Below are 19488 nucleotides of genomic sequence, written 5' to 3'. Positions count from 1 at the left end.
GAAGGGCACGGCCATGAATACCAGCAACATCAGACCGATGAGTACCTGCGTTCCGAAATCCGTGAGTAGCGCTAGCATCGACTATCAGGCCTCCCTGCCTATAGGGTAGGGGAGAAAGTTGTTTGTGGATTGTGCAAGTCTCTTAATCTGATCTTGAACCAAGTCTATAGCAGCGATAAGTAGTCTAGAAGCTGCTTCTTATTGAGTTCACCAATGTGCTTGGCGACCAACTTCCCGGTGGCGTCGAAGAAGTAGGTGGTGGGCAGGCCCTGCGCTCCCCAGCGCTGGATCACCTCGCTGCTGGGGTCGAAGTAGGGTTCGGGCATGTCCAGCCGGGCTTCCTCGAGGTAAGCCCGCACCGCTTCGGGCCCCTCGCCCTGGTTTAAGAACACGAAGCGGACCTTACTCTGAGCTCTGGCCTGCTCGAGCAGCAAGGGGAGTTCGCGGCGGCAAGGGCCACACCACGTCGCCCAGGCGTTGACCACTACCGGCTGGCCCCTGAAACGGGCGAGGTCAAGGCGCTCGCCGCTGGAGTCCTGCACTTGGCCCTCCAAGCGCACTCCGCTTCCTTGATTGGGGTTGCGCAGGAACAGCCCCAGCCCCACAGCCAGCAGGACTGCCGCCGCGACGGTCCACTGAATCCAACTGCGCGTCGTGCTCATCGCCCCCAATCTAAGCCCAAAGCCCCAGGACGGAAGTAGCCAAAGTAACATCCGGCTGTGAACAACTGCAAACCCCTTCACCCCCCCGCAGCAGGGTTTGCCCCTATACTCGGGCCATGAACGAGGTTCAAGTGCCCGAGGTCGGCCCTCAGGAGGCCCAGGAGATGATCGAGCGCGGTGCTGTGCTGATCGACGTGCGCGAGCGCAGCGAATACGCTCAGTCCCGCATCCCCGGTGCCAGGCTGATTCCCCTTTCGGAGTTCGCCACCCGCTTCGTGGAGATTCCTAAGGAAGTGCCCGTGGTCATGCAGTGCCGCAGCGGCAGGCGCAGTGCCCAGACCACCGCTTTCCTGCTGGCGCAGGGCTACCGCGAAGTGGTGAACCTGGCTGGAGGCATTCTGGCTTGGGGTGAGCAGGGCCTTCCCGTGGACGCCACGCCCAAAGACCCCTCCACGCTGTGAAGAGCGTCCATCTGATCGCCGTTCAGAGCGAGCTGCACCTCGAGCACTACCGCGAGCGGGGGGCCTTCGAAACACGGGTTTTAGAGCTGTGCTCGAGGGCGGTGGAGGGTTTGCCCGAGGGTGAGCCCCGCATCATCGCCTTTCCCGAGGCTTTTGCCTTGCCGCTGGTGTTTTGGCTCGAGACCCCCGAGCAAGTCGTGCGCTCGGGTAGCGCGCTCGAGGCGGGGCTGAGACTGCTGCGCCTGCGCTGGCGGGAAGCTCTGGGAACGGCCACCCCTTCGCCCTCGGCGCTCTTCCACCTGCGGGCGCTGGAGGTGTGGCCGCTGTGGGAGAGAACCTTTGCCCAGGCGGCGCGCCGGAGCGGTGCCTATATGGTCGCGGGGTCGCTGTTCAGTCCCCTCGTAGATTGGGAACCGGCCCGTGGATACCACCGCAAAGGCCGGGGTGTTTACAACCTTAGCCTGGTCTTCAGCCCCCAGGGCACGCTGCTGGCTCGAGTCCCCAAGATCAACCTCACCAAGGACGAGCGGCAGAGCTTTCTGCAGGGGGGAGACTGGGGTGCCCAGGTGCTTCAGACCCGACTGGGCCGCATCGCCAACCTGATCTGTCTGGACGCCTTTCACGAGCACCTGATCGAGCGCTGTGACGCTGCAGGGGCCTGGCTGGTGGTTCAGCCCTCGGCCAACGCAGCTCGCTGGGAAGGCCCCTGGAGCGCCGACCCTGCGCAGCTCGAGGGCCAGGTCTGGCTGCGCGAGGGTCTGGCCAGAAAGCTGGAGGGCCGGGAAAACCTGCGCTACGGCATCAATCCCATGCTGAACGGCAACCTCTACAACCTGCGCTTCGAGGGCCGCAGCGGGATCTACGCGGCGGGGCAGGTCCTGGCCCTGGCCGACCTGCCTACCGGCGACGCCATCGTGCGCAGCCGGGTGGAGCTGCCTTGAGGAAAAACGTCCCTTCTCAAGCGGCCACCCAGACGGCACAATCGAGGAATGGCGATAGCTGGGAGGCCAGTAGCCCAATTTGCCGTGGTAGGGTTTTCCCTCTTGCCCTTCGGCCTGCAACTGCTGGGTTGGGTGCGCACCCCCCTGGGCGGCGGGTGGTGTGGAGCCCTGAGCGGGGGCTACCTGGACGTGTTTTCGGCTCAGGTCTGGTATTCCCAACTGCTTATCGGGGGGTTGGCCCTGCAGGTGGCCTACGCCTTTTTGTGGCTGGTGCTGCTCAACATCCCTGGCGCACGGGGGCAACCCGAGCTTCCGGGAGGAAGCGCCTCACAGCTCGAGCCGCTCGAGCGGAGCCTGTATACAGCTGGGATCGGTCTGAACTCCATCCTCCTGATGCTGTTCCTGCTGACTCGCCTGACCGGCTTGCCCCTGCCCAGCAGCCTGGGTGTGCTGTGGGGTGAGCCTGCGCCGCTCGATCCCCTGAGCGTCTTGATGGCGCTGAGCAGCGTCGCCCTGGTGATCTTGCTCATAGGCTTGCGCAGACGTGGGTCCGGCAGCCTCAAAGCGTAGCCTTCGCTCTGCAGCAACCCGCTGCCGCCGATGTCATTTGACAAGCCCGGCGCGGGGTGACTTAATAATCCCTCGTGGCAGACATGGCTGTTTCGGGTGGCCGCTGGGTAGCCGAGATCTACGGCTGCAACCTCGAGGTGCTGGAAAATCCGCGTCTGGTCGAAAGCGCGCTCAAGGACGCGGTGATCAAGCTGGGTGCGCCGGTGTCCAGCGTGCAGAGCGTGGTGTACAAGTTTTACCCCCAGGGGCTCTCGGCAGCCGTGGTCAGCCCGGTGGGTGCGGTGATGATCCATACCTGGCCCGAGGACGATGCCTCGGCGGCGCTGGACCTGTACTTCTATCAGCCCGACGCCGAGCCCGATAGCGTGCTGCGTGGTCTGGCGCGGGCTTTCGGCGCGCGTGAGGAGTCGGCTTTCCGGCTGTGGCGCACGGCCGAGGGGCACGATATTCGTCGCCGGGCGATGAAACCGCAATGAAATTCGTACGCTATGCGTCGTAGACCTGGCGTCTAAGAGCCCCCGCCCTCCGCTTCTTCAGGATCTTCGACTTTCTGCGTAAGACGTAGGACTCAGATAGGCTAGTCACGGAGGTTATCGCATGGAATACGGGATGTACTTCCTCGAGCAAGTCACCCCCTACGAGGCCATCTCCAGGCGCATGGAGAAGGTGCTGGCCTCGGGGCGTACCCGTTTTCAGGACTACTTCATCTTCGAAACCCAGGCTTTTGGCAAGGTGCTCGTGCTCGATAAGGACGTGCAGAGTGCCGAGCGCGACGAGTACATCTACCACGAGACCCTGGTACATCCGGCCATGCTCTCGCACCCCGCGCCCGAGTCGGTATTCATCGTGGGTGGGGGAGAGGGCGCGACGCTGCGCGAGGTGCTGCGCCATCCCAGTGTCAAGCGGGCAGTGATGTGCGACATCGACGATCAGCTCGTGGAGATGGCTAGGGAGTTGCTTCCCGAATGGCACCAGGGCGCTTTCGACGACCCGCGCGCCCAGGTGATCACCGAGGATGCCAGGGCCTGGCTCGAGACCCACCCCGACACCTACGACGTGATCATCGTCGACCTCAACGATCCCATCGGTGAGGACAACCCGGCCCGCATGCTCTTTACCGTGGAGTTTTACGAGCTAATCAAGCGGCGGCTCAACCCCGGTGGGGTGATGGCCATGCAGGCCGGCATGATCCTGCTTACCCACCACAGGGTGCACCCGGTGATCCACCGCACTGTGCGTGAGGTGTTTCGCTATACCCGCAGCTACCGCAACTACATTCCCGAGTTCTTCCTCAACTTCGGCTTCATCTTGGCCTCGGACGGGGTGGACCCGGTAGCCTTCTCGGAAGGAATCCTCGAGACCCGCATCCGCGAGCGCAACCTATCCCTGCGCCACCTCACGGCCCCCTTCATCGAGGCCATGCTCGTGCTGCCCAAAGACCTCCAGGACGCCATTCAGGCCGAGCAGATGGTCTCGACGGATGCCCTGCCCATGTACTTCACCGACGAGGGTGAGGCCCGGCAAGCGCCTTACCGGCCCGAGTGAGCGGGACAAGTCTCACCTTGCAGTGAGTAGACTGATTAGGTATGCAAAGGACACTCTTCATCATTGTCGCAGCGGTCGCGGTATTGCTCGCCATCGGCCTTTTCGGGGCTCTGCGCTCGCGCTCGGGCGGGGCTGTCGGTGCGACGGCAGCCAGCGTTGACCCGGTGGAGTTGGTCACGGGGGCCCGCTTCATCCTCGGTTCCGCTGAAGCCAAGGTCACGGTAGTGGATTTCTCCAACTACCTCTGTCCCCACTGCCGCGACCACGTGCTCGAGGTCTTCCCGCTGATCCGGCGGGATTACATCGACACCGGCAAAGTGCGCTACGTCTTCCGCGACTTCCCCTTCGGCGCGCCCAACAACCCCCAACCGCCCGTGGTCAGGGCCGGAGAGGCGGCGGCCTGCGCTGCCGATGCCACCATCGACAAGTACGTGACCTATCACGAGGCGCTGTTCAGGGCCCAAGAGCAGTGGGGTGGGCTGCCCGAGCCCTCGCTGACGCGCTATTTTGTGGACCTGGCAGGCCAGATTGGCCTGGCCCCTGCCGGCTTCGAGAACTGCCTGAACAGCGGGCAAAAGCGCGCCGGTGTGCTGGCCGACCGAGCGCTGGCCGATAAGCTCAGGCTGTCGGGCACGCCGGCATTTTTCATCAACGCAACCCAGGTCAGCGGCACGATGACCTACGACGACTGGAAAAAGGCCCTGGACGAAGCTCTTGAGGGTAAAACCCCCACCATTCCCGAGCGCAACCGCCCCACTAGCAGCTCTCAATAGGGGTCGTCGATAGTCGCCAGCCAAACGCCAGCAGGGAAAGGGGCGAACCAGGTTCGCCCCTACTAAACTGTTTGGCGGGTTCTCACGACGCTTGCCGTAGCCGTGCCTCCTCGAGCGCCGAGAGCGGCTTGTCGAGGTGGATGATGTCGATGACGAGCTCGCGCACGCTGGTGCTGGGAGCTTCGAACATCAGGTCCGTCATGGCTTTTTCCACGATGGCCCGCAGCCCCCGCGCACCGGTGCCGCGCTTGAGTGCCCGTCGGGCGATCTCGCGCAGCGCGCTGGGGGTGAAGCGCAGGTCGATGCCCTCCATGCGCATGAGTTCCTGATACTGCCGCACCAGGGCGTTTTTGGGCTCGGTGAGGATGCGCACCAGAGCCTCCTCGTCGAGGGCCTCGAGCTGCACCACCACCGGAACCCGCCCGACGAACTCGGGGATCAGGCCGAAGCGCACTAGGTCCTCGGGGATGACCTCGAGGTTCTCCTCCTTGGGCAGGGCCTTGGTGAAGCCGATAGGGTGCTGGTCGGCACGGGCTTTTACGATCTGCTCGAGGCCATCGAAAGCGCCTCCCAGGATGAACAGGATGTTCTTGGTGTTGACCTGGATGAACTCCTGATGCGGATGCTTGCGCCCACCCTGAGGGGGCACGTTGCACAGCGTCCCTTCGACGATCTTCAGCAGGGCCTGCTGCACACCCTCGCCGGAGACGTCGCGGGTGAGGCTGGGGTGCTCCGACTTGCGGGCGATCTTGTCCACCTCGTCGATGTAGACGATCCCGCGCTCGGCAGCTTGTATGTCGAAGTCGGCGGCTTGCAACAGGCGCAGGATCACGTTCTCCACGTCTTCGCCCACGTAGCCCGCCTCGGTCAGGGTGGTGGCGTCGGCGATGGCAAAAGGCACGTCCAGCATACGGGCCAGCGTCTCGGCCAGCAGGGTCTTGCCGGTGCCGGTAGGCCCGATGAGCAACACGTTGGACTTTTGCACCTCGGCTTCGGGGTGCAGGAGGCGCTTGTAGTGGTTGTAGACTGCTACGGCCAGGGTTTTCTTGGCGTGGTCCTGGCCGATGACGTACTGATCGAGGAAGCTTTTGATCTCGAGGGGCTTGGGCAGGTGGCTAGGCCCCCGGAAGCCCTGTTTGGGTTGCTGGTCCAGCAGGCTCCAGGCCCGCTCCACGCACTCGTTGCAGATATAGACCTCACCCATGGGGGATTCCACGAGGTTGTCCACCTCGGGCGGGCGGCGCCCACAGAAGCTACAGGAGGGCCTATTGCGTCTCACTGGCCACCACCTGATCCACCAGGCCGTAAAGCTGTGCCTCGGTCGCGGTCATCCAGAAGTCCCGATCGGTGTCGCGCTCGATCTTCTCGGCAGGCTGTTTGGTGTGTTTGGCCAGGATGTTGTTGATGAGCTGCTTGTTCTTGAGGATCTGCTCGGCGTAGATGGCGATGTCGCTGGCTTGCCCGCCGATGCCGCCGGACACCCAGGGCTGATGAATCATCACCTTAGCGTGGGGCAGGGCGAAGCGGCGACCGGGAGTCCCCGCGGCCAGCAGCACCGCACCAAAGGAGGCGGCCATACCCAAGCAGATGGTAGACACCGGCGCCTTGACGAACTGCATGGTGTCGTACAGTGCCAGCCCCGCCGTCACCTCGCCGCCCGGAGAGTTGATGTAGAGCTTGATCTCCTGAGAGGGGTTCTGTGCGTCGAGGAAGAGCATCTGCGCGATGACGACGTTGGCGACCTGAGCGTCGATGGGGGTGCCCAGGAAGATGATGCGGTCCTTGAGCAGACGGGAGTAGATGTCGTAAACGCGTTCGCCCCGCGCGGTTTGTTCGATGACGTAAGGGACTACCATACCGGCCCTATTGTAATGGGCGCATGACCTTTGAGGGGACACTGGAGCACTTTTTTCGCTTGAACGTCGTTTTTCGGCAAACAAAAAGCCGGGATAACTCCCGGCTTTGCGGCCTGAGGCCGGTTTCAGGCTCCGATGCGCTCGAGCGCTTCCATCACGGCCTTGTCGTGCAGGCGCTGGATGCGCAGGCGAGCCAGGGTTTCCTCGCCCAGCTCCTGCTGAAGGGCATTGGGGTTGGTGCGATAGGCGCGCGCCAGCTCGACGACATAGCTCGCCCACTCCTCGTCGGTGAACACCGTGCCTAAGTCCTCGGCTAGCTTTTCCTTGGCCAGTGCGCGGCGAATCGAGCGCGTGGCGTCGCTGCGGAGCTTGGCCTTGAACTCCTCGAGCTTGCCCTGCTTCTCGAGGTCTTGCAGGTAGGTGCCAAGGTCAAGCTTCTGGGCTTGGAGCTCTTGGGCGAGGTGTTGCAGCAGGTGCTGCTCCTCCCGCGAGAGCATGGTGGGCGGGATCTCCACTTCCATGCCCTCGGCCAACTTGTCCACGAACTCGTTGGCCTTCTGGTTGCGGGCTTCGCGGTCGGCCTGCGCTTGCAGGCTCTCGCGCACCTTGGCGGTGAGGGTGGCCAGGTCGTCCTCGCCCACGGTCTTGGCGAACTCGTCGTCGAGTTCAGGCAGTTGCAGGGTCTTGACCTCGGTGATCTTGGTCTTGATCTCGCGCACCACTTTATCGCCGTCCTTGACCGGCACCATCACCTCTTCGCCGGCGCTGTGACCCATGAGGGCCTCACGCACGTGCTCGAGGGCGTTTTCCATGCTCACGGGGAAGCGGCTGCCGTCCTCGGTTTCGATAAAGACCTGGTCATGGGCTTCGATGGGGCGCTCGACGGTGACCAACTCACCGTAGCGCTGGCGCAGCTCGTCGAGGGCCTTGGCGACCATCTCCTCGGTGACCTCGGGCTTCTGGGCCTCGAGGCTGAAGGTGGTCCAGTCGGGCAGCTTGGCTTCGGGGTAGTTCTCCACCTCGAGCACGAAGGTGTAAGGGGCTCCCTCTTTGAGCTCCTCCTCCAGCAGGCGTGCGCCTACGGGGGTGAGCTCGAGTTCCCGCACGGCCTTGGGGAAGAAGTCGTCCCGCAGGCGCTCCTTGGTTTCTTCCAGCAGCGCCTCGCGGCCCAGCCGGGCCTCGACGACCTTGGCCGGGGCCTTGCCGGGGCGGAAACCGGGGAAGCGGTATCTGCCCGCGTATTCCCGCACTACCGCCTCGTAGACCTTTTGCACATCGCCAGCCGGGACTTCGACCTTCATTTTGACCATGAAGCCATTGCGCTCGAGAATCTCTGCCACTTTGACACCTCTTGTATGCGCCAGCCTGGCGCGCGGCCAGACCTCGCTTGTCTGGCGTCACCAAGCCACCAGTTTACCTGCTGCCGGGCTCTTTGCCTAGCTTTGGATGCTGCTTTATGGGGTAAGGTTACGGTTGGCTGTGGTGCGAGGAGCGGGACTTGAACCCGCACACCTTGCGGTACTGGATCCTAAGTCCAGCGCGTCTACCAAATTCCGCCATCCTCGCACGGTTGTGGGCATGGTTTGTCCCATGGACAGGATACCACCCCGCAAGGGGTGGTATCTCGCCGGGATTTTTGGGGTGAGTGATGGGACTTGAACCCACGACCCCCGGTTCCACAGACCGGTGCTCTAACCGGCTGAGCTACACTCACCACACTGCGATTTGGACCCCTCAAGGCCACAAAACAGCAACCGTCATTGTATGCAGGGCCAGCCGCAGCGTCAAGCGTTTTATGGTGGGTAGGGTACCCCGGCTGTACGGGAGTGCGGGTATACTAACTACTGTTAGTTCGCTATGAGCCGGCGCAATGAAATTCTCGATAGGGCTGGGGAGCTCTTCAGTACCCGTGGCTTTCACGCCACCTCCATGCGCGACCTGGCCGAGGCGGTGGGCTTGCAGGGCGGCAGCCTTTACGCCCACATCGCCTCTAAAGAGGATCTGCTGTTCGAGATCGTCAACAAGGCCGCCGATGCCTTCTTGCGCCAGGCCGAATTGGTTCCGCGCGACCTCGAGCCCGAGGCCCGGTTGCGGGCGCTGGTGCGGGGCCACCTCGAGGTCATCGTGCGCGAGTTGCCCAGGGCCAAGGTCTTCTTCGACGAGTGGCGCTTTCTCTCCCAGGACTACCAGCGGCGCATCAAGGAGCGGCGCGATGCCTATGAGGCGTATTTCCGCGAGACCATCGCCACGGGTATAGCCCAGGGCCTGTTCCCCCAACAGGACGCGAGGCTGGCCAGCCTGTTCGTGCTCTCGGCGCTGAACTGGGTCTACCAGTGGTATCACCCCGACGGGCCGCTGGGCCTCGAGGCCCTGAGCGAGCAGTACGCCAACCTGATCCTGGCTGCTTTGCGCAACGCACGGCCTGAGCCCATTGCAGCGCCCGGCAGCGGGAGCTGATCGGTAGCCTTAGGCTTCCTTTTGCGTCGGGTGTCCGCTCGAGGTGGCCTGAGCGTACAGTAGACACATGGACTACCTGCAGCAGCCCGGATTCATGGAACGCCTCAGCGAATATGAGCGCGCCCGCCTGGGTCAGATCTGCCCGCCCAAGACCTATCGCAGGGGCGACCATCTCTTTCGTGCCGGGGACCGCTGCGACGCGCTGATCATTGTGATTCTTGGGCAGATCAAGCTGGCCCGGCTCACCCCTTGGGGCCAGGAACGCATCATCTTCATCGCCGGGGAGGGGGATTTGCTGGGCACCAATTTCCTCGATCCCGCGGCTCATTTTCACTCGGATGGGGTCTGCCTGGGCGATGTGATGATCTGCCCGGTCAGCCGCGACCACATCGAGCAGGTAGCCCGCGAACTCCCCAACGTGCCCTTGCGGCTGGCCGAGGTCCTGTCCGAGCGGCTCAGCCACCTCGAGGACCTGCTCGAGCTCTCCACCGCCCCGGTCTTGCAGCGCTTGGGGCAGGCGCTGCTATGGCTATGCGCTCGCTTTGGGCGTGAGATAGGGGAGGGCTGGTGGGAGCTGGGCCTCGAGCTGCGTCAGGAAGACCTGGCGGCTGTGTGCGGGACCACGCGGGTGACCGTCACCCACAGCCTGGGTTTCCTGCGTGAGCAAGGGCTCGTCGAGGGGACCAGGGGCTCGTACCGGCTCCAGCGAGAGGCCCTGGAGCGCTACCTCGAGATCACCCCCTGGCAGGATTGAGCCAGGGGCAGCGCCGGACACCCCTGGCCTGAGGGTAGGGAGTCAGCGCTTGGCTACCTGAGTGAACACCCAGTCGCTGGCCTTGGCCTCCTGGTGGCAGCCCACGCACATGGCAGGGTTGGCGAGGACACCGCCTTTGAAGCCATTGCCCTCGCGCTCGAAGACGCTCCACTCCCAATCACCTTCCCTCGCACTCTTCTTCTCCATCACGTAAAGGGTGCTGACGATGAGCGTGTCGGGATCCATGCGCTCCTTGACGAAAATGACGCCAGCGGCGAGGGGCACTCTGTACTTGCCATCGGCTGTCAATAGCCTGTCGAGGCCAATGCTGACGTAGACGTCCTTGGCCGCCGGGTGGGCCCCGGCTGCCGTGACCTTGCCGATATTGACCCGTGTCCAGCCATGATACCCCTGGAGCTTGTCGGGCAGTCCCGCCACTTTGGCCAGCACCATCCCTGCTGCCAATGCCAGCAGAAGCGTCCAGAATTTCATTTCCCCACCTCCGGTTTCAACGCTACTTGGGCGATGGGGGCTGCTGTGTATTCCACTTAACCCGGATAGAATGGCCGGGTCAGATGAGCACGACGGCTGATGTGATCGTGGTGGGGGCAGGAATCATCGGAGCGGCCTGTGCCTACCGGCTGGCTGAGCGCGGGCTTAAAGTGCGGCTGCTCGAGGCGGCTTCGGCTGCGGCGAGGGGTTCTACGGGCAAGAGCGCAGCCGGGGTGCGGGTGCAGTTTACCGAGGCCGCCAACGTGCTGCTCTCGTGGCACTCTATCCAGGAATATCGCCAGATGCCCGAGGCCGGCTATCGCCCCACCGGATACCTGTTCCTAGTGCCCGAGGAGGCCTGGGAGAGCCACCTGCGGGGCGTCGAGTTGCAGCGAGGGCTGGGAGTGCCCGTCGAGGTGTACGGCCTCGAGGCCGCTCAGCGATGGTTCGCCTTTGAGCCAGAGGGCCTGGCGGGGGCTACCTTCGGCCCAGCCGATGGGGTGGTCGATCCCCACGGCATCTGCATAGAATACCTGCGCCGGGCCAGGAGTTTGGGAGCTGAGCTGCACCTCGAGACCGAGCTGCTGCGAGCCGAGCGAAGGGGCAGGATGTGGCGGCTGGACACCAGCCGGGGAGCCTTTGAAGCCCCGGTAGTCCTCAATGCTGCCGGAGCCTGGGCCGGCGAGGTTGGCCGGCGGGCTGGACTGAATATTCCCGTACAGCCCGCCCGCCGGATGGTCTTCGCCACCGCGCCCTTGCCCCAGCCACTGTCCGGCCCCTTGACCATCGACCTCTCGAGCGGGTTTTACTTTCGCCCCGAGGGCGAGCGCCTGATCTTCGGCAAGAGCAACCCCGCCGACGTGGGTTTCGCCGAGGGGATGGACTGGAGCTGGCTCGAGCCCACGCTGGAAGCTGGGATGCTGCGTTTTCCCTGGTTCGAGCGGCTGGCCCTGGACCACAGGGCGAGCTGGTGGGGCTACTACGAGGTCACGCCCGACCACAACCCCATCCTGGGCTGGATGCCGGGGGTGGAGGGCTGGGTCAACGCCTGCGGCTTCTCCGGTCACGGCGTGCAGCAAGCGGCTGCCGTAGGCCGCCTGATGGCCGAGGAGATCGTCGATGGAAGAGCTCGCCTCATTGATATAGATGCTTTGCGCTACGAGCGTTTTTCCCGCGCGGTGGAAGCGCTCGAGCGCCACATAGTTTGAAGCGTTCTGTTTATTTCAGAACACGGCCTCGAGCTTTAAGCCCTCTTGAAAATGGATGGGGTCTGAGGGTACACTGCGCTTTGGGTGATTCGATGAACGACTTTATCCGCATGACCGGGCTCTGGGCCTGAGGCCCTTTCCATACCCGAAACCCGCGCGTTCGCAGACCTGTAATGTCTGTTCGACCTGGCGGCCTTCGGGCCGCCGATTTGTTTGGGGTGCCGTATGCAAGTGCTCGAGAAAAATGTCGCCGTCAAGCTGGCTATCGAAGTTCACGGCCTGAGAAAAGTCTTCCGCAAGCGGGAGAGCCTGCTGAGAGGGCAGGTCAAGGAGGAGTGGGCGCTCAAGGGTGTTTCCTTCGTGGTGCAGGAAGGGGAAACCTACAGCCTGCTCGGCCCCAACGGCTCGGGTAAGTCCACCCTCATCCGCATCCTCTCGACCCTGCTGACCCAGGACGGGGGAGAGGTGCGCGTGTTGGGCTACCGGCTTCCCCAGGAAGAGAGGTTCCTGCGCCGCTTGATGGGCCGCGTGAGCGTGGACGCTGCCTTCTACAAGAAGCTCTCAGCTCGCGAGAACCTGCTCTACGCCGCGCAACTCTATGGCCTCGAGCCCCGCGCCGCCGAGCGGCGGGCCATGGCCATCCTGGAGCGGCTGGGCATCGAGTCGCGCCGCTTCAACGACCCGCTGGAGGAGATGAGTCGGGGGATGCAACAGAAGATCGCCATCACCCGTGCCCTGCTCATCAACCCCCCGCTCCTGCTGCTCGACGAGCCCACCACCGGCCTCGACCCCAAGAGCCGCCGGGATGTGCAGGCCTTCCTGGAGGACCTGCGCCGCGAGCAGGGCACCACCATCCTGCTCACCACCCACGACATGGCCGAGGCCGAGCGCCTGTCTCACCGCATCGGCTTCCTGGCCCGCGGCAACCTGGTGGCCGAGGGCACCGCAGAGGAACTCAAGGCGCAGGCGGGGACTGAGGACCTCGAGGAAGCCTTCATCGTGCTTACCGGCGAGGACATCAAGGAAGACGAAGAACAGGACGCTTGACGCAAAACGCAAGACGCAAGTGGCCAAGAGGCTTATAGCGTCTAGTGCGACTGAAGGGAGCTTTATGCTCGAACGTTATGTACGCCCTATGTGGGCATTCGTGTTCCGCGACTGGCACCTGACGCGGCGTTACATCAGCTGGGTTTTCGTGTTCGTGTTTTACGCCATCGTCAACTCGGCCACCATCGCCCTCATCGGCAAGGCTCAGGACGACTTCCGGCTGACGCTGACCCTGCTGCTGGGAGTGTTGCTGTGGAGCTTCCTCTCGGCCATGTACAACGAGATCGCCAACTCCATCAGCTATGAGCGCTGGGAGGGGACGCTGGAGTACACCTTCATGGCTCCGGTCTCGAGGCTCATCCACCTCAGCGGGGTTTCGCTCTTCGCCGTGCTCTTCAGCGTGGTGCGCACCATCGTGATCCTCATCGGGCTGGTGCTGTTCATCCAGGTCTCGGTGAGTGGGGCCAACCTGCTGGGGGTGCTGGTGGTGCTCTTGGTGGGCAGCCTGGCCTTCATGGGCCTGGGCCTGATGGCGGCCATCCTCCCGGTGATGAGCCCCGAGAACGGCGCTCAGGCTACCAACATCTTCCAGGGCGTGCTGCTGCTGGTCTCGGGCATCTACTATCCGGTTTCGGTGCTGCCGGCCTGGCTGCAACCTTTGGCCTACCTGAGCCCGGCCACCTACGCCCTCGAGGCTTCGCGCAAGCTGATGGGCATCAACAACCCCGACTCTACTCCCGAGCGCCTGGTGGGGGCCCCGCTGAGCGCGGTGCTGCCCGAGCTGGGCATCCTCTTCGTGATGGGCCTGGTGTTCATCCCCATGGGCCTGCTGGTCTTCAGTTGGGCTGAACGCTGGGCCAAGCAGACCGGCAAGCTCAAGCGCACGGGATAGGAGGTGCTGGTTAGGTATTGGCTCAGACGGGATGGCCAACTATGACAACACCTGAGGACGAGCTACATCGCCAAGTTCTGGCAACTCCTCCGCAGGCCAGTGAAGCTCACCAGCGACGCCAGGGCTTTATGTCCTGGCTTTTCTCGTGGGATCCCAGACCGCATAAGTGGATCTGGTATAAATTAGCAGTCTCGAGGGAGCAAGGGCATTTCGAGGGGGAGACAGCCTCGGAGGAGGCATTATGGAAATGGTTCGGGCAACGGGACTGAGCAAGCGCTATAAAAACTTCAAGGCCGTGCAGGAGCTGAGCTTCGCGCTCCGTCAGGGCGAGGTTTACGGTTTGTTGGGCCCCAATGGAGCCGGAAAGACCACCACCTTGCGCATGCTGGCAACCTTGCTCACCCCCAGCAGCGGCACCGCCACGGTCGCAGGGTACGACATCCGCAAGCAGCCGCTCGAGGTGCGCCGCAACCTGGGCATCGTCAACGGGGGAATGCAGGTCTACGAGCGCCTGACGGGCCGGGAGGTGCTGGAGTTCTTCGCCGGCTTCTACGGACTCGAGGGCCGGCTGTTCCGGGAGCGGCTGGCGTGGGTGACGGAGTTGCTCGAGATGGAAGGCGTGTTGGACAAGCTGGTGCGGGAGATGTCCAGCGGCATGCGACAGAAGGTAGTGATCGCCCGTGCGATCCTCCACCAGCCGCCGGTGTTGCTCCTCGACGAGGCCACCGCTGGGCTCGACGTGTTCGCGAGGCGGGCCCTGCTCGAGTTCGTCAAGCAGTACCGCGCTCTGGGCAAGAGCCTGATCTACTCCACCCACGTCATGAGCGAAGCCGAGGAAGTCTGCGACCGGGTAGGCTTCCTCTACGAGGGGAAGCTGGTCTACGAGGGGCCTGCTGGGGAGGCCATGGCTCATGGTGGGGGCAGCCTGGAGCGCTCCTTCATCCGCCGCCTGGAGGAGGTCGCGACCCAACGCACACCGGAAGCACTTCGGAGGTGAGCCATGGACAACGTGATGCGTATTTTTCGCAAGGAAATGCTCTCGGTGCTGCGCGAGCGCCGGGTGATCTTCAGCACCCTGATACTGCCCATCCTGCTCATGCCCCTGCTGATGTACGGTCCCAGCCTGCTGCTGGGCAACGCTGCGAGGAAGACGGTGGAGGAAGTGCAGAAAGTGGGGGTACGCGACCTGCCCGAGGCGGCCCTCGAGGCCCTGCGGGCTGCCCGGCTCGAGCCCGTCCCCGCTGCCGACCCAGTCGCGGAGGTGCAGGAGAAAAAGTTGCAGGCTGCCGTGGTTTACGAAGGCGGTAACTACACCATCTATGGCAGGCTCTCCGGGGGCGTGACCCAGAGCAGCGTGGTGGTGGATAAGGTCGAAGGGGCTCTGCGGGCGCTCAAGGAGCAGGAGATAGCCCGCACTCTCCGGAGTCAGGGCATCTCGCCCGCGGTGCTCGAGCCCTTCCGGATCACCACCCAGGACGCCTCGCCCAAGCAGGAGCGCTCGGCGGGCCTGTTCGCCTTCTTCATCCCCTACTTCCTGGTGCTGTTCATCCTCATCGGCGGGCAGGTGGTGGCCATCGACACCACGGCGGGGGAGAAGGAGAAGGGGACGCTCGAGGCCCTGCTGGCGACCCCGGCACCCCTCTCACAGGTGGTGCTCGGCAAGGCCCTCGCGACGCTGGTGGTGGCGCTGGCGGCGGCGCTGGCCTCGGTGGGGGGTATCGTGCTGGGGGGAACGGTGGTGCGTAGCTTCTTCGCGCAGCAGCTCGAGGCCATGCAGGGCGGGGGCACCCAGCTCGGCGGGGCGCTCGCGCTCGAGCCCAGCGGCTACCTCGCGCTCCTCGTCACCGCCGTCCTCTTCGCGGCCATGATGGTCTCGGTGCAGCTCACGCTGGGCCTGTACGCCCGCAGCTTCAAGGAGGCCCAGAGCTACATGGCCCCCCTCCAGTTCGTCTTCATCCTGCCGCTCATCGCCCTGCAGTTCTCCGACTTCCTCACACAGCAGCAGTGGTACTACGCCCTGCCCGCCTTCAACGTGATGCTGCTGCTCGACGGCATCGTCAAGGGCTCGGCCCAGGGCTGGCAGATCAGCCTGACCTGGGCCACCACGCTGGTCTTCGCGGTGCTGGCCTTGATGCTCGCGGTGCGCAATTTCAGGAGGGAAGAGGTGGTGTTCAGGAATTAGCCCGCTGGCGCTGTATTCGGTGCTAAACAGCCGGGAATCCCCGGCTGTTCGGCCTACAGATGGGCATCCAGTTTAGGCCATCGGCAGCAACTCGGGGTCGCGCTCGCTCAGCACGGCCTCCACGTCGGGGTAGCGCAGGATGTTGTAGTGAGGGTCGCGCTCGGCGGGGGTGAAGCCCGCGTCGGCGATGTGGCGCACGATCTGGCGCACGGTGGCGTGGGTGCGGTTGTGCCCGGCGGCCACGCTGACCACGTTTTCCTCGAGCATGGTGCTTCCGAAGTCGTTGGCGCCGTAGTAGAGCGCGGTCTGGGCGACCTTGAAGCCCATGCTGGGCCAGCTCGCCTGCAGGTTGGGGATGTTATTGAGGGCCAGGCGGGCCACGGCGAGCTGTTGCAGGTACTCGTGGGCGCTGGCGCCGGGGGCTTTGCCCTTGAGGCGGGTATTCTCGGTTTGCAGCGTCCACATGGCGAAGGCGGCGTAGCCGTTGTGGTAGTCGCGCAGGGCCTTCTCCTGCTGGGCGCGGATCTTGACCAGGTGCTCGGCGCGCTGGGCGTAGGTCTCGCCGAAGCCGATGACCATGGTGGCGATGGTGTAGAGCCCCAGGCGCTGGGCCGCGTCCTGGATGCGGAACCAGTCCTCGGCCTTGATGCGGGCGGGCGCGGCCTTGGCCCGCACCTCGTCTACCAGGATCTCGCCCCCGGCACCGGGCAGCCCGTCGAGCCCGGCTTCCTTGAGCTCGGCTAGCAACTCGGGGGCTTTGCGGCCGGTGATCTTCTCGAGCCCCAGGATTTCCTCGGGGCTGAAGGCGTCGATGCGCACTTGGGGGTAGTGGTCCTTGAGGTAGCGCAGCAAGTCGAGATACCACTCGTAAGGCAGCTTGGGGTTGACCCCGCCCTGCATTAAGATGCGCCGCCCGCTGATGCTCATGAGTTCCTCGACCTTGCGCCCGATCTCCTCGAAGCTCAGCACGTAGGCGTCCTTCTGGCGGTCGGTGCGGTAGAAGGCGCAGAAGTTACAGGCCACGTTGCAGATGTTGGTGTAGTTGATGTTGCGGTCGATGAGATAGGTGACCACATCCGGCCTCGCCCGGCGCGTTCGGGCCTCGTGGGCTGCCGCTGCCAGCTCGGGCAGGGGAACGTGGTATAGCGCTTCGATTTCCTGGACACTGAGGGCCTCGCCCTCGACTGCACGCTCGAGAAGTCGGTCGTTCACGCTGTCACCCCTTCAAAACGCGGAAGAATAACCCCCTCATGCCGGTTCATATCCCCTCAATGTTACAGCCAGGCCTGGTGAAAAAAGTACCTTTTGCTATATCTCCTCAGGAAAGGCCATCATCTTGCAACCGAGCCCTGCTGGGGCTACCCTGGAATGGCATACCAAGGAGGGAAACATGTCGAGCAGCCCGCTGGAACTGCTTGAGGAACTCGAGTACCTGCTTTCCCACCGCCACCCAGCCGGACCTGGTACCCACGTGCACGGCACGGGCATCGAGGTGCGTGAAGCCCGCAAGGCTTTGGAGCACATTCGTGAAGCTCTGAGCCGGGGGACCGATCCAGCGCCTGCCATTGCCAGGGCCCGCAGGGCAGCCATCAGCCTGCACCTCAACGAGCCCCACCGCTTCAGCCACGTGCTCAACCAGCTCGAGCAGACCCTCGCCGGGGGGGTCGAAAAGGCTAGCTAGCCCTGCGGCGGCGCCAGGAGCGCAGAATTTCGCGGTACATCAGGAGCCGGTGGGCTACTCCAGCCCAGAAGCCGCGTTTTTCCTCTTTCATCACCTGGGCCATCCCCACCAGCGGCACGTACTTCACCCGCCAGCGCTGCCGCCCCGCGTGCTGCGTCAGCACCATTTCGATGCCGTAGCGGGCCTCCTCGAGGCCCCGCACTTCCCGCAGCAACTCGGTGCGCAAGGCCCGTTGGCCCGAGAGGTAAGGGGTGATCTTCTGGGCTAAGTCGGTCTGCAAGCGACCACCCTTGAAGATGCCGATGCTCATGTCGGCCTGGCCATCGCGCACGGGAGAGAGGAGGGCCTCGAGGTGCTGGGGGGTCAGGCCGGTGAGGTCGGCGTCGAGCAGCATCACCAGCGGGGTCTCGACGTGCTGGAGGCCATAGGCCACCGCTCCACCCTTGCCGCGGTTGTGTGGTAGCCGCACCACCTTTGCCCCGGCGGCCTCGGCTACCTGAGCGGTGGCGTCGGTGGAGCCATCATCGGCGACCAGGACGGGGAAGCCCGCCTCGAGCGCCACTTTGATTACCGAGGCGACGTGGTCTTCTTCGTTGTAGGCGGGGATCAGCACCGTGGTCGTGGTCATGGCCTTAGCCTCCCCCCAGGTTGCGCAGGTCGTTGATGGTCACCAGCACCAGCAGCAGCAGCATCAAGATGAAGCCGCCATAGCTGAGCTGGGCCTCGCGCTCGGCGCTGATGCGGTTCCTGGTCAGCACGTTGGCCAGGAGGATCAGGATGCGCCCGCCATCGAGGCCGGGGATGGGCAGCAGATTGAAGATCGCCAGCGAGAGGTTGATCTGGATCATCAGGATGGCCAGGGTGTAGGCCCCCTGCTGCGCGGCCTGCCCGGTGGCCGAGACGATGCCCACCGGTCCGGCGATCCCCGTGTTGGGCTGGCCCATCACGGTGCCCACCAGGCCGGTGACGATGGCGCGAAAAGCCGCGGGAGCCGCGGTCACGGTGTCGGCGATGGCGCGGAAGAAGGCCTGGAGGAAGGGCAGCCGGTTGTACTGGACGATGGGGCCGTAGCGGATCCCCAGGGTTTGCTGGCCCCCGGACCAGTCGAAGCGAACCTCGAGCACTTCACCGTCCCGCTGCACCGTGAAGCGCTTCTCACCGGCGCTGTCGCGGAAATGGGTCACGTCCTGCCAGCTCTTCAGCGGCTGTCCGTTGACCGCCACGATGATGTCACCGGCTTTCAGGCCGATTTTTTCGGCCTGGCTGCCCTCGACGATCGCGGCGATCTGGGCTTGGCCGGGCACTGCCTCGGGCAACCCGCGCACGCTGGCCAGAGTCGCCAACAGCAACCAGGCCAGCAGCAGGTTCATCACCACGCCGCCCACCAGGATCGCGAGTTTGCCCAAAGCACCGAGCCTCGAGTAGCCGTGGGTGTCGCCAGGCAGCATCCCCTCGATCTCGGCATAGCCGCCCAGCGGGATGGCGTTGAGCCGCCAGGTGGTGCCCCGCCAGTCGAACTTGAGCAGGGTGGGGCCGAAGCCGAGCGCGAAGTTCTTTACGCCGACCCCCTGGACCCTGGCCGCCCAGTAGTGCCCCAGTTCGTGGACCAGGATGCTGACGCCGATGATGAGCAAAAACCACAACAATGCCATCGTCTAAACCTTCACCTTCAGGAGTTCCTTGCTTCTGATCCGGGCTTCCCGGTCGGCAAGTTCGATGCTCTCCCAGCTTAAAGCGCCCTCGGGAACCCCCTCCAGGGCGGCCTCGAGCACCCTGGGGATGTCCAGGTACGTGATCTGGCCCTTGAGAAAAGCCTCCACCGCGACTTCGTCGGCGGCGTTGAGCACCACCGGGGCCAGCCCGCCCCTGCGCCCGGCTTCGTAGGCTATGGCCAGCGCGGGGAAGCGATCCGTATCGGGGGGGTAGAACTCCAAGCACTCGGGGATGGGAACGTCGCGCAGGGGGGT

At 64.1% G+C, this 19488-nt stretch carries 22 protein-coding genes, 2 tRNA genes and 1 pseudogene; 14 read left to right on the top strand and 11 right to left on the bottom strand.

From position 1 onward, the window contains the following. Positions 1 to 164: 164 nt before the first annotated feature. A complete protein-coding gene (locus tag Mrose_RS05555) occupies positions 165 to 662 on the bottom strand; it encodes a TlpA family protein disulfide reductase (protein WP_182482688.1) in 498 nt (165 codons plus the stop codon). A 116-nt stretch (positions 663 to 778) separates the two neighbouring features. On the opposite strand from Mrose_RS05555, the gene Mrose_RS05550 reads away from it, so the two are divergent. From Mrose_RS05550 to Mrose_RS05525, 6 genes are all read left to right on the top strand, one after another. Next, positions 779 to 1123 carry a rhodanese-like domain-containing protein gene (locus Mrose_RS05550; protein WP_119276432.1) on the top strand — a complete coding sequence of 115 codons (345 nt, stop codon included), beginning with the start codon at positions 779 to 781 and terminating at the stop codon, positions 1121 to 1123. Beyond that, positions 1120 to 2064, top strand: coding sequence for a nitrilase-related carbon-nitrogen hydrolase (locus tag Mrose_RS05545; RefSeq protein WP_119276431.1), 945 nt, complete (start codon positions 1120 to 1122; stop codon positions 2062 to 2064). The genes Mrose_RS05550 and Mrose_RS05545 overlap by 4 nt, the downstream gene beginning before the upstream one ends. An 84-nt stretch (positions 2065 to 2148) precedes the next feature. Beyond that, entirely contained in the window at positions 2149 to 2634 is a 486-nt protein-coding gene (locus Mrose_RS05540; protein ID WP_119276430.1) for a hypothetical protein, read from the top strand. 83 nt (positions 2635 to 2717) lie between these two features. Continuing rightward, positions 2718 to 3110, top strand: coding sequence for an S-adenosylmethionine decarboxylase (gene speD / locus Mrose_RS05535; protein WP_119276429.1), 393 nt, complete (start codon positions 2718 to 2720; stop codon positions 3108 to 3110). A gap of 121 nt (positions 3111 to 3231) precedes the next feature. Beyond that, a complete protein-coding gene (gene speE, locus Mrose_RS05530) occupies positions 3232 to 4179 on the top strand; it encodes a polyamine aminopropyltransferase (RefSeq protein WP_119276428.1) in 948 nt (315 codons plus the stop codon). A gap of 41 nt (positions 4180 to 4220) precedes the next feature. Beyond that, positions 4221 to 4952 carry a DsbA family protein gene (locus Mrose_RS05525; RefSeq protein WP_119276427.1) on the top strand — a complete coding sequence of 244 codons (732 nt, stop codon included), beginning with the start codon at positions 4221 to 4223 and terminating at the stop codon, positions 4950 to 4952. 82 nt (positions 4953 to 5034) lie between these two features. Here the strand turns inward: Mrose_RS05525 and clpX are convergent, their stop codons facing one another. The 5 genes from clpX to Mrose_RS05500 form a co-directional block, all read right to left on the bottom strand. After that, a complete protein-coding gene (gene clpX, locus Mrose_RS05520) occupies positions 5035 to 6231 on the bottom strand; it encodes an ATP-dependent Clp protease ATP-binding subunit ClpX (RefSeq protein ID WP_119276426.1) in 1197 nt (398 codons plus the stop codon). Then, complete coding sequence (locus Mrose_RS05515) at positions 6218 to 6808, bottom strand: ATP-dependent Clp protease proteolytic subunit (protein WP_119276425.1); 591 nt, start codon at positions 6806 to 6808, stop codon at positions 6218 to 6220. Before Mrose_RS05515 ends, clpX begins: the two co-directional genes overlap by 14 nt. A 125-nt stretch (positions 6809 to 6933) precedes the next feature. Beyond that, positions 6934 to 8148, bottom strand: coding sequence for a trigger factor (tig, locus tag Mrose_RS05510; protein ID WP_119276424.1), 1215 nt, complete (start codon positions 8146 to 8148; stop codon positions 6934 to 6936). A gap of 140 nt (positions 8149 to 8288) precedes the next feature. Next, a tRNA-Leu gene (locus Mrose_RS05505) sits at positions 8289 to 8374 on the bottom strand. Positions 8375 to 8445: 71 nt separating this feature from the next. Continuing rightward, a tRNA-His gene (locus Mrose_RS05500) sits at positions 8446 to 8522 on the bottom strand. A gap of 143 nt (positions 8523 to 8665) precedes the next feature. Here Mrose_RS05500 and Mrose_RS05495 point away from each other — a divergent pair. Both Mrose_RS05495 and Mrose_RS05490 read left to right on the top strand, forming a co-directional pair. Next, positions 8666 to 9265, top strand: a complete 600-nt coding sequence (locus Mrose_RS05495) for a TetR/AcrR family transcriptional regulator (protein ID WP_119276423.1) — start codon at positions 8666 to 8668, stop codon at positions 9263 to 9265. A 67-nt stretch (positions 9266 to 9332) separates the two neighbouring features. Continuing rightward, complete coding sequence (locus tag Mrose_RS05490) at positions 9333 to 10019, top strand: Crp/Fnr family transcriptional regulator (protein WP_119276422.1); 687 nt, start codon at positions 9333 to 9335, stop codon at positions 10017 to 10019. Between the two features lie 42 nt (positions 10020 to 10061). Here the strand turns inward: Mrose_RS05490 and Mrose_RS05485 are convergent, their stop codons facing one another. Next, positions 10062 to 10511 carry a cytochrome P460 family protein gene (locus Mrose_RS05485; protein WP_119276421.1) on the bottom strand — a complete coding sequence of 150 codons (450 nt, stop codon included), beginning with the start codon at positions 10509 to 10511 and terminating at the stop codon, positions 10062 to 10064. A gap of 83 nt (positions 10512 to 10594) precedes the next feature. Here Mrose_RS05485 and Mrose_RS05480 point away from each other — a divergent pair, with 83 nt between their 5' ends. The 5 genes from Mrose_RS05480 (at position 10595) to Mrose_RS05460 (ending at position 15840) form a co-directional block, all read left to right on the top strand. Continuing rightward, positions 10595 to 11719 carry an NAD(P)/FAD-dependent oxidoreductase gene (locus tag Mrose_RS05480; protein WP_119276420.1) on the top strand — a complete coding sequence of 375 codons (1125 nt, stop codon included), beginning with the start codon at positions 10595 to 10597 and terminating at the stop codon, positions 11717 to 11719. Between the two features lie 225 nt (positions 11720 to 11944). Then, a complete protein-coding gene (locus tag Mrose_RS05475) occupies positions 11945 to 12766 on the top strand; it encodes an ABC transporter ATP-binding protein (RefSeq protein WP_119276419.1) in 822 nt (273 codons plus the stop codon). Positions 12767 to 12854: 88 nt separating this feature from the next. Then, a complete protein-coding gene (locus Mrose_RS05470; RefSeq protein WP_245969572.1) occupies positions 12855 to 13658 on the top strand; it encodes an ABC transporter permease in 804 nt (267 codons plus the stop codon). 247 nt (positions 13659 to 13905) lie between these two features. After that, complete coding sequence (locus Mrose_RS05465) at positions 13906 to 14655, top strand: ATP-binding cassette domain-containing protein (protein ID WP_119276463.1); 750 nt, start codon at positions 13906 to 13908, stop codon at positions 14653 to 14655. A gap of 3 nt (positions 14656 to 14658) precedes the next feature. Further along, the gene (locus Mrose_RS05460) at positions 14659 to 15840 is read left to right on the top strand and encodes an ABC transporter permease (protein ID WP_119276417.1); all 1182 of its coding nucleotides are present in this window, start codon (positions 14659 to 14661) and stop codon (positions 15838 to 15840) included. A 72-nt stretch (positions 15841 to 15912) separates the two neighbouring features. Here Mrose_RS05460 and mqnC read toward each other — a convergent pair whose 3' ends face one another. Next, positions 15913 to 17052, bottom strand: a complete 1140-nt coding sequence (gene mqnC / locus Mrose_RS05455) for a cyclic dehypoxanthinyl futalosine synthase (RefSeq protein WP_119276416.1) — start codon at positions 17050 to 17052, stop codon at positions 15913 to 15915. Between the two features lie 178 nt (positions 17053 to 17230). Between mqnC and Mrose_RS05450 the strand changes: the two genes are divergently transcribed. Continuing rightward, the gene (locus tag Mrose_RS05450) at positions 17231 to 17521 is read left to right on the top strand and encodes a hypothetical protein (RefSeq protein WP_119276415.1); all 291 of its coding nucleotides are present in this window, start codon (positions 17231 to 17233) and stop codon (positions 17519 to 17521) included. On the opposite strand, the gene Mrose_RS05445 is transcribed toward Mrose_RS05450, so the two are convergent. The 3 genes and pseudogenes from Mrose_RS05445 to Mrose_RS05435 form a co-directional block, all read right to left on the bottom strand. Then, positions 17514 to 18149 carry a glycosyltransferase family 2 protein gene (locus Mrose_RS05445; RefSeq protein ID WP_119276414.1) on the bottom strand — a complete coding sequence of 212 codons (636 nt, stop codon included), beginning with the start codon at positions 18147 to 18149 and terminating at the stop codon, positions 17514 to 17516. The genes Mrose_RS05450 and Mrose_RS05445 overlap by 8 nt on opposite strands. Before the next feature lie 4 nt (positions 18150 to 18153). Continuing rightward, positions 18154 to 19173: a M50 family metallopeptidase gene (locus tag Mrose_RS05440; RefSeq protein WP_119276413.1), complete on the bottom strand. Its 1020-nt coding sequence runs from the start codon at positions 19171 to 19173 to the stop codon at positions 18154 to 18156. Positions 19174 to 19176: 3 nt separating this feature from the next. Further along, positions 19177 to 19488, bottom strand: a pseudogene (locus Mrose_RS05435) (1-deoxy-D-xylulose-5-phosphate reductoisomerase); the annotation flags it as partial.

The organism is Calidithermus roseus (assembly GCF_003574095.1).
Lineage (GTDB): Bacteria > Deinococcota > Deinococci > Deinococcales > Thermaceae > Calidithermus > Calidithermus roseus.
Note: the sequence above shows the minus strand (reverse complement) of the source record. Positions and strands in the feature narration are given on the sequence as shown.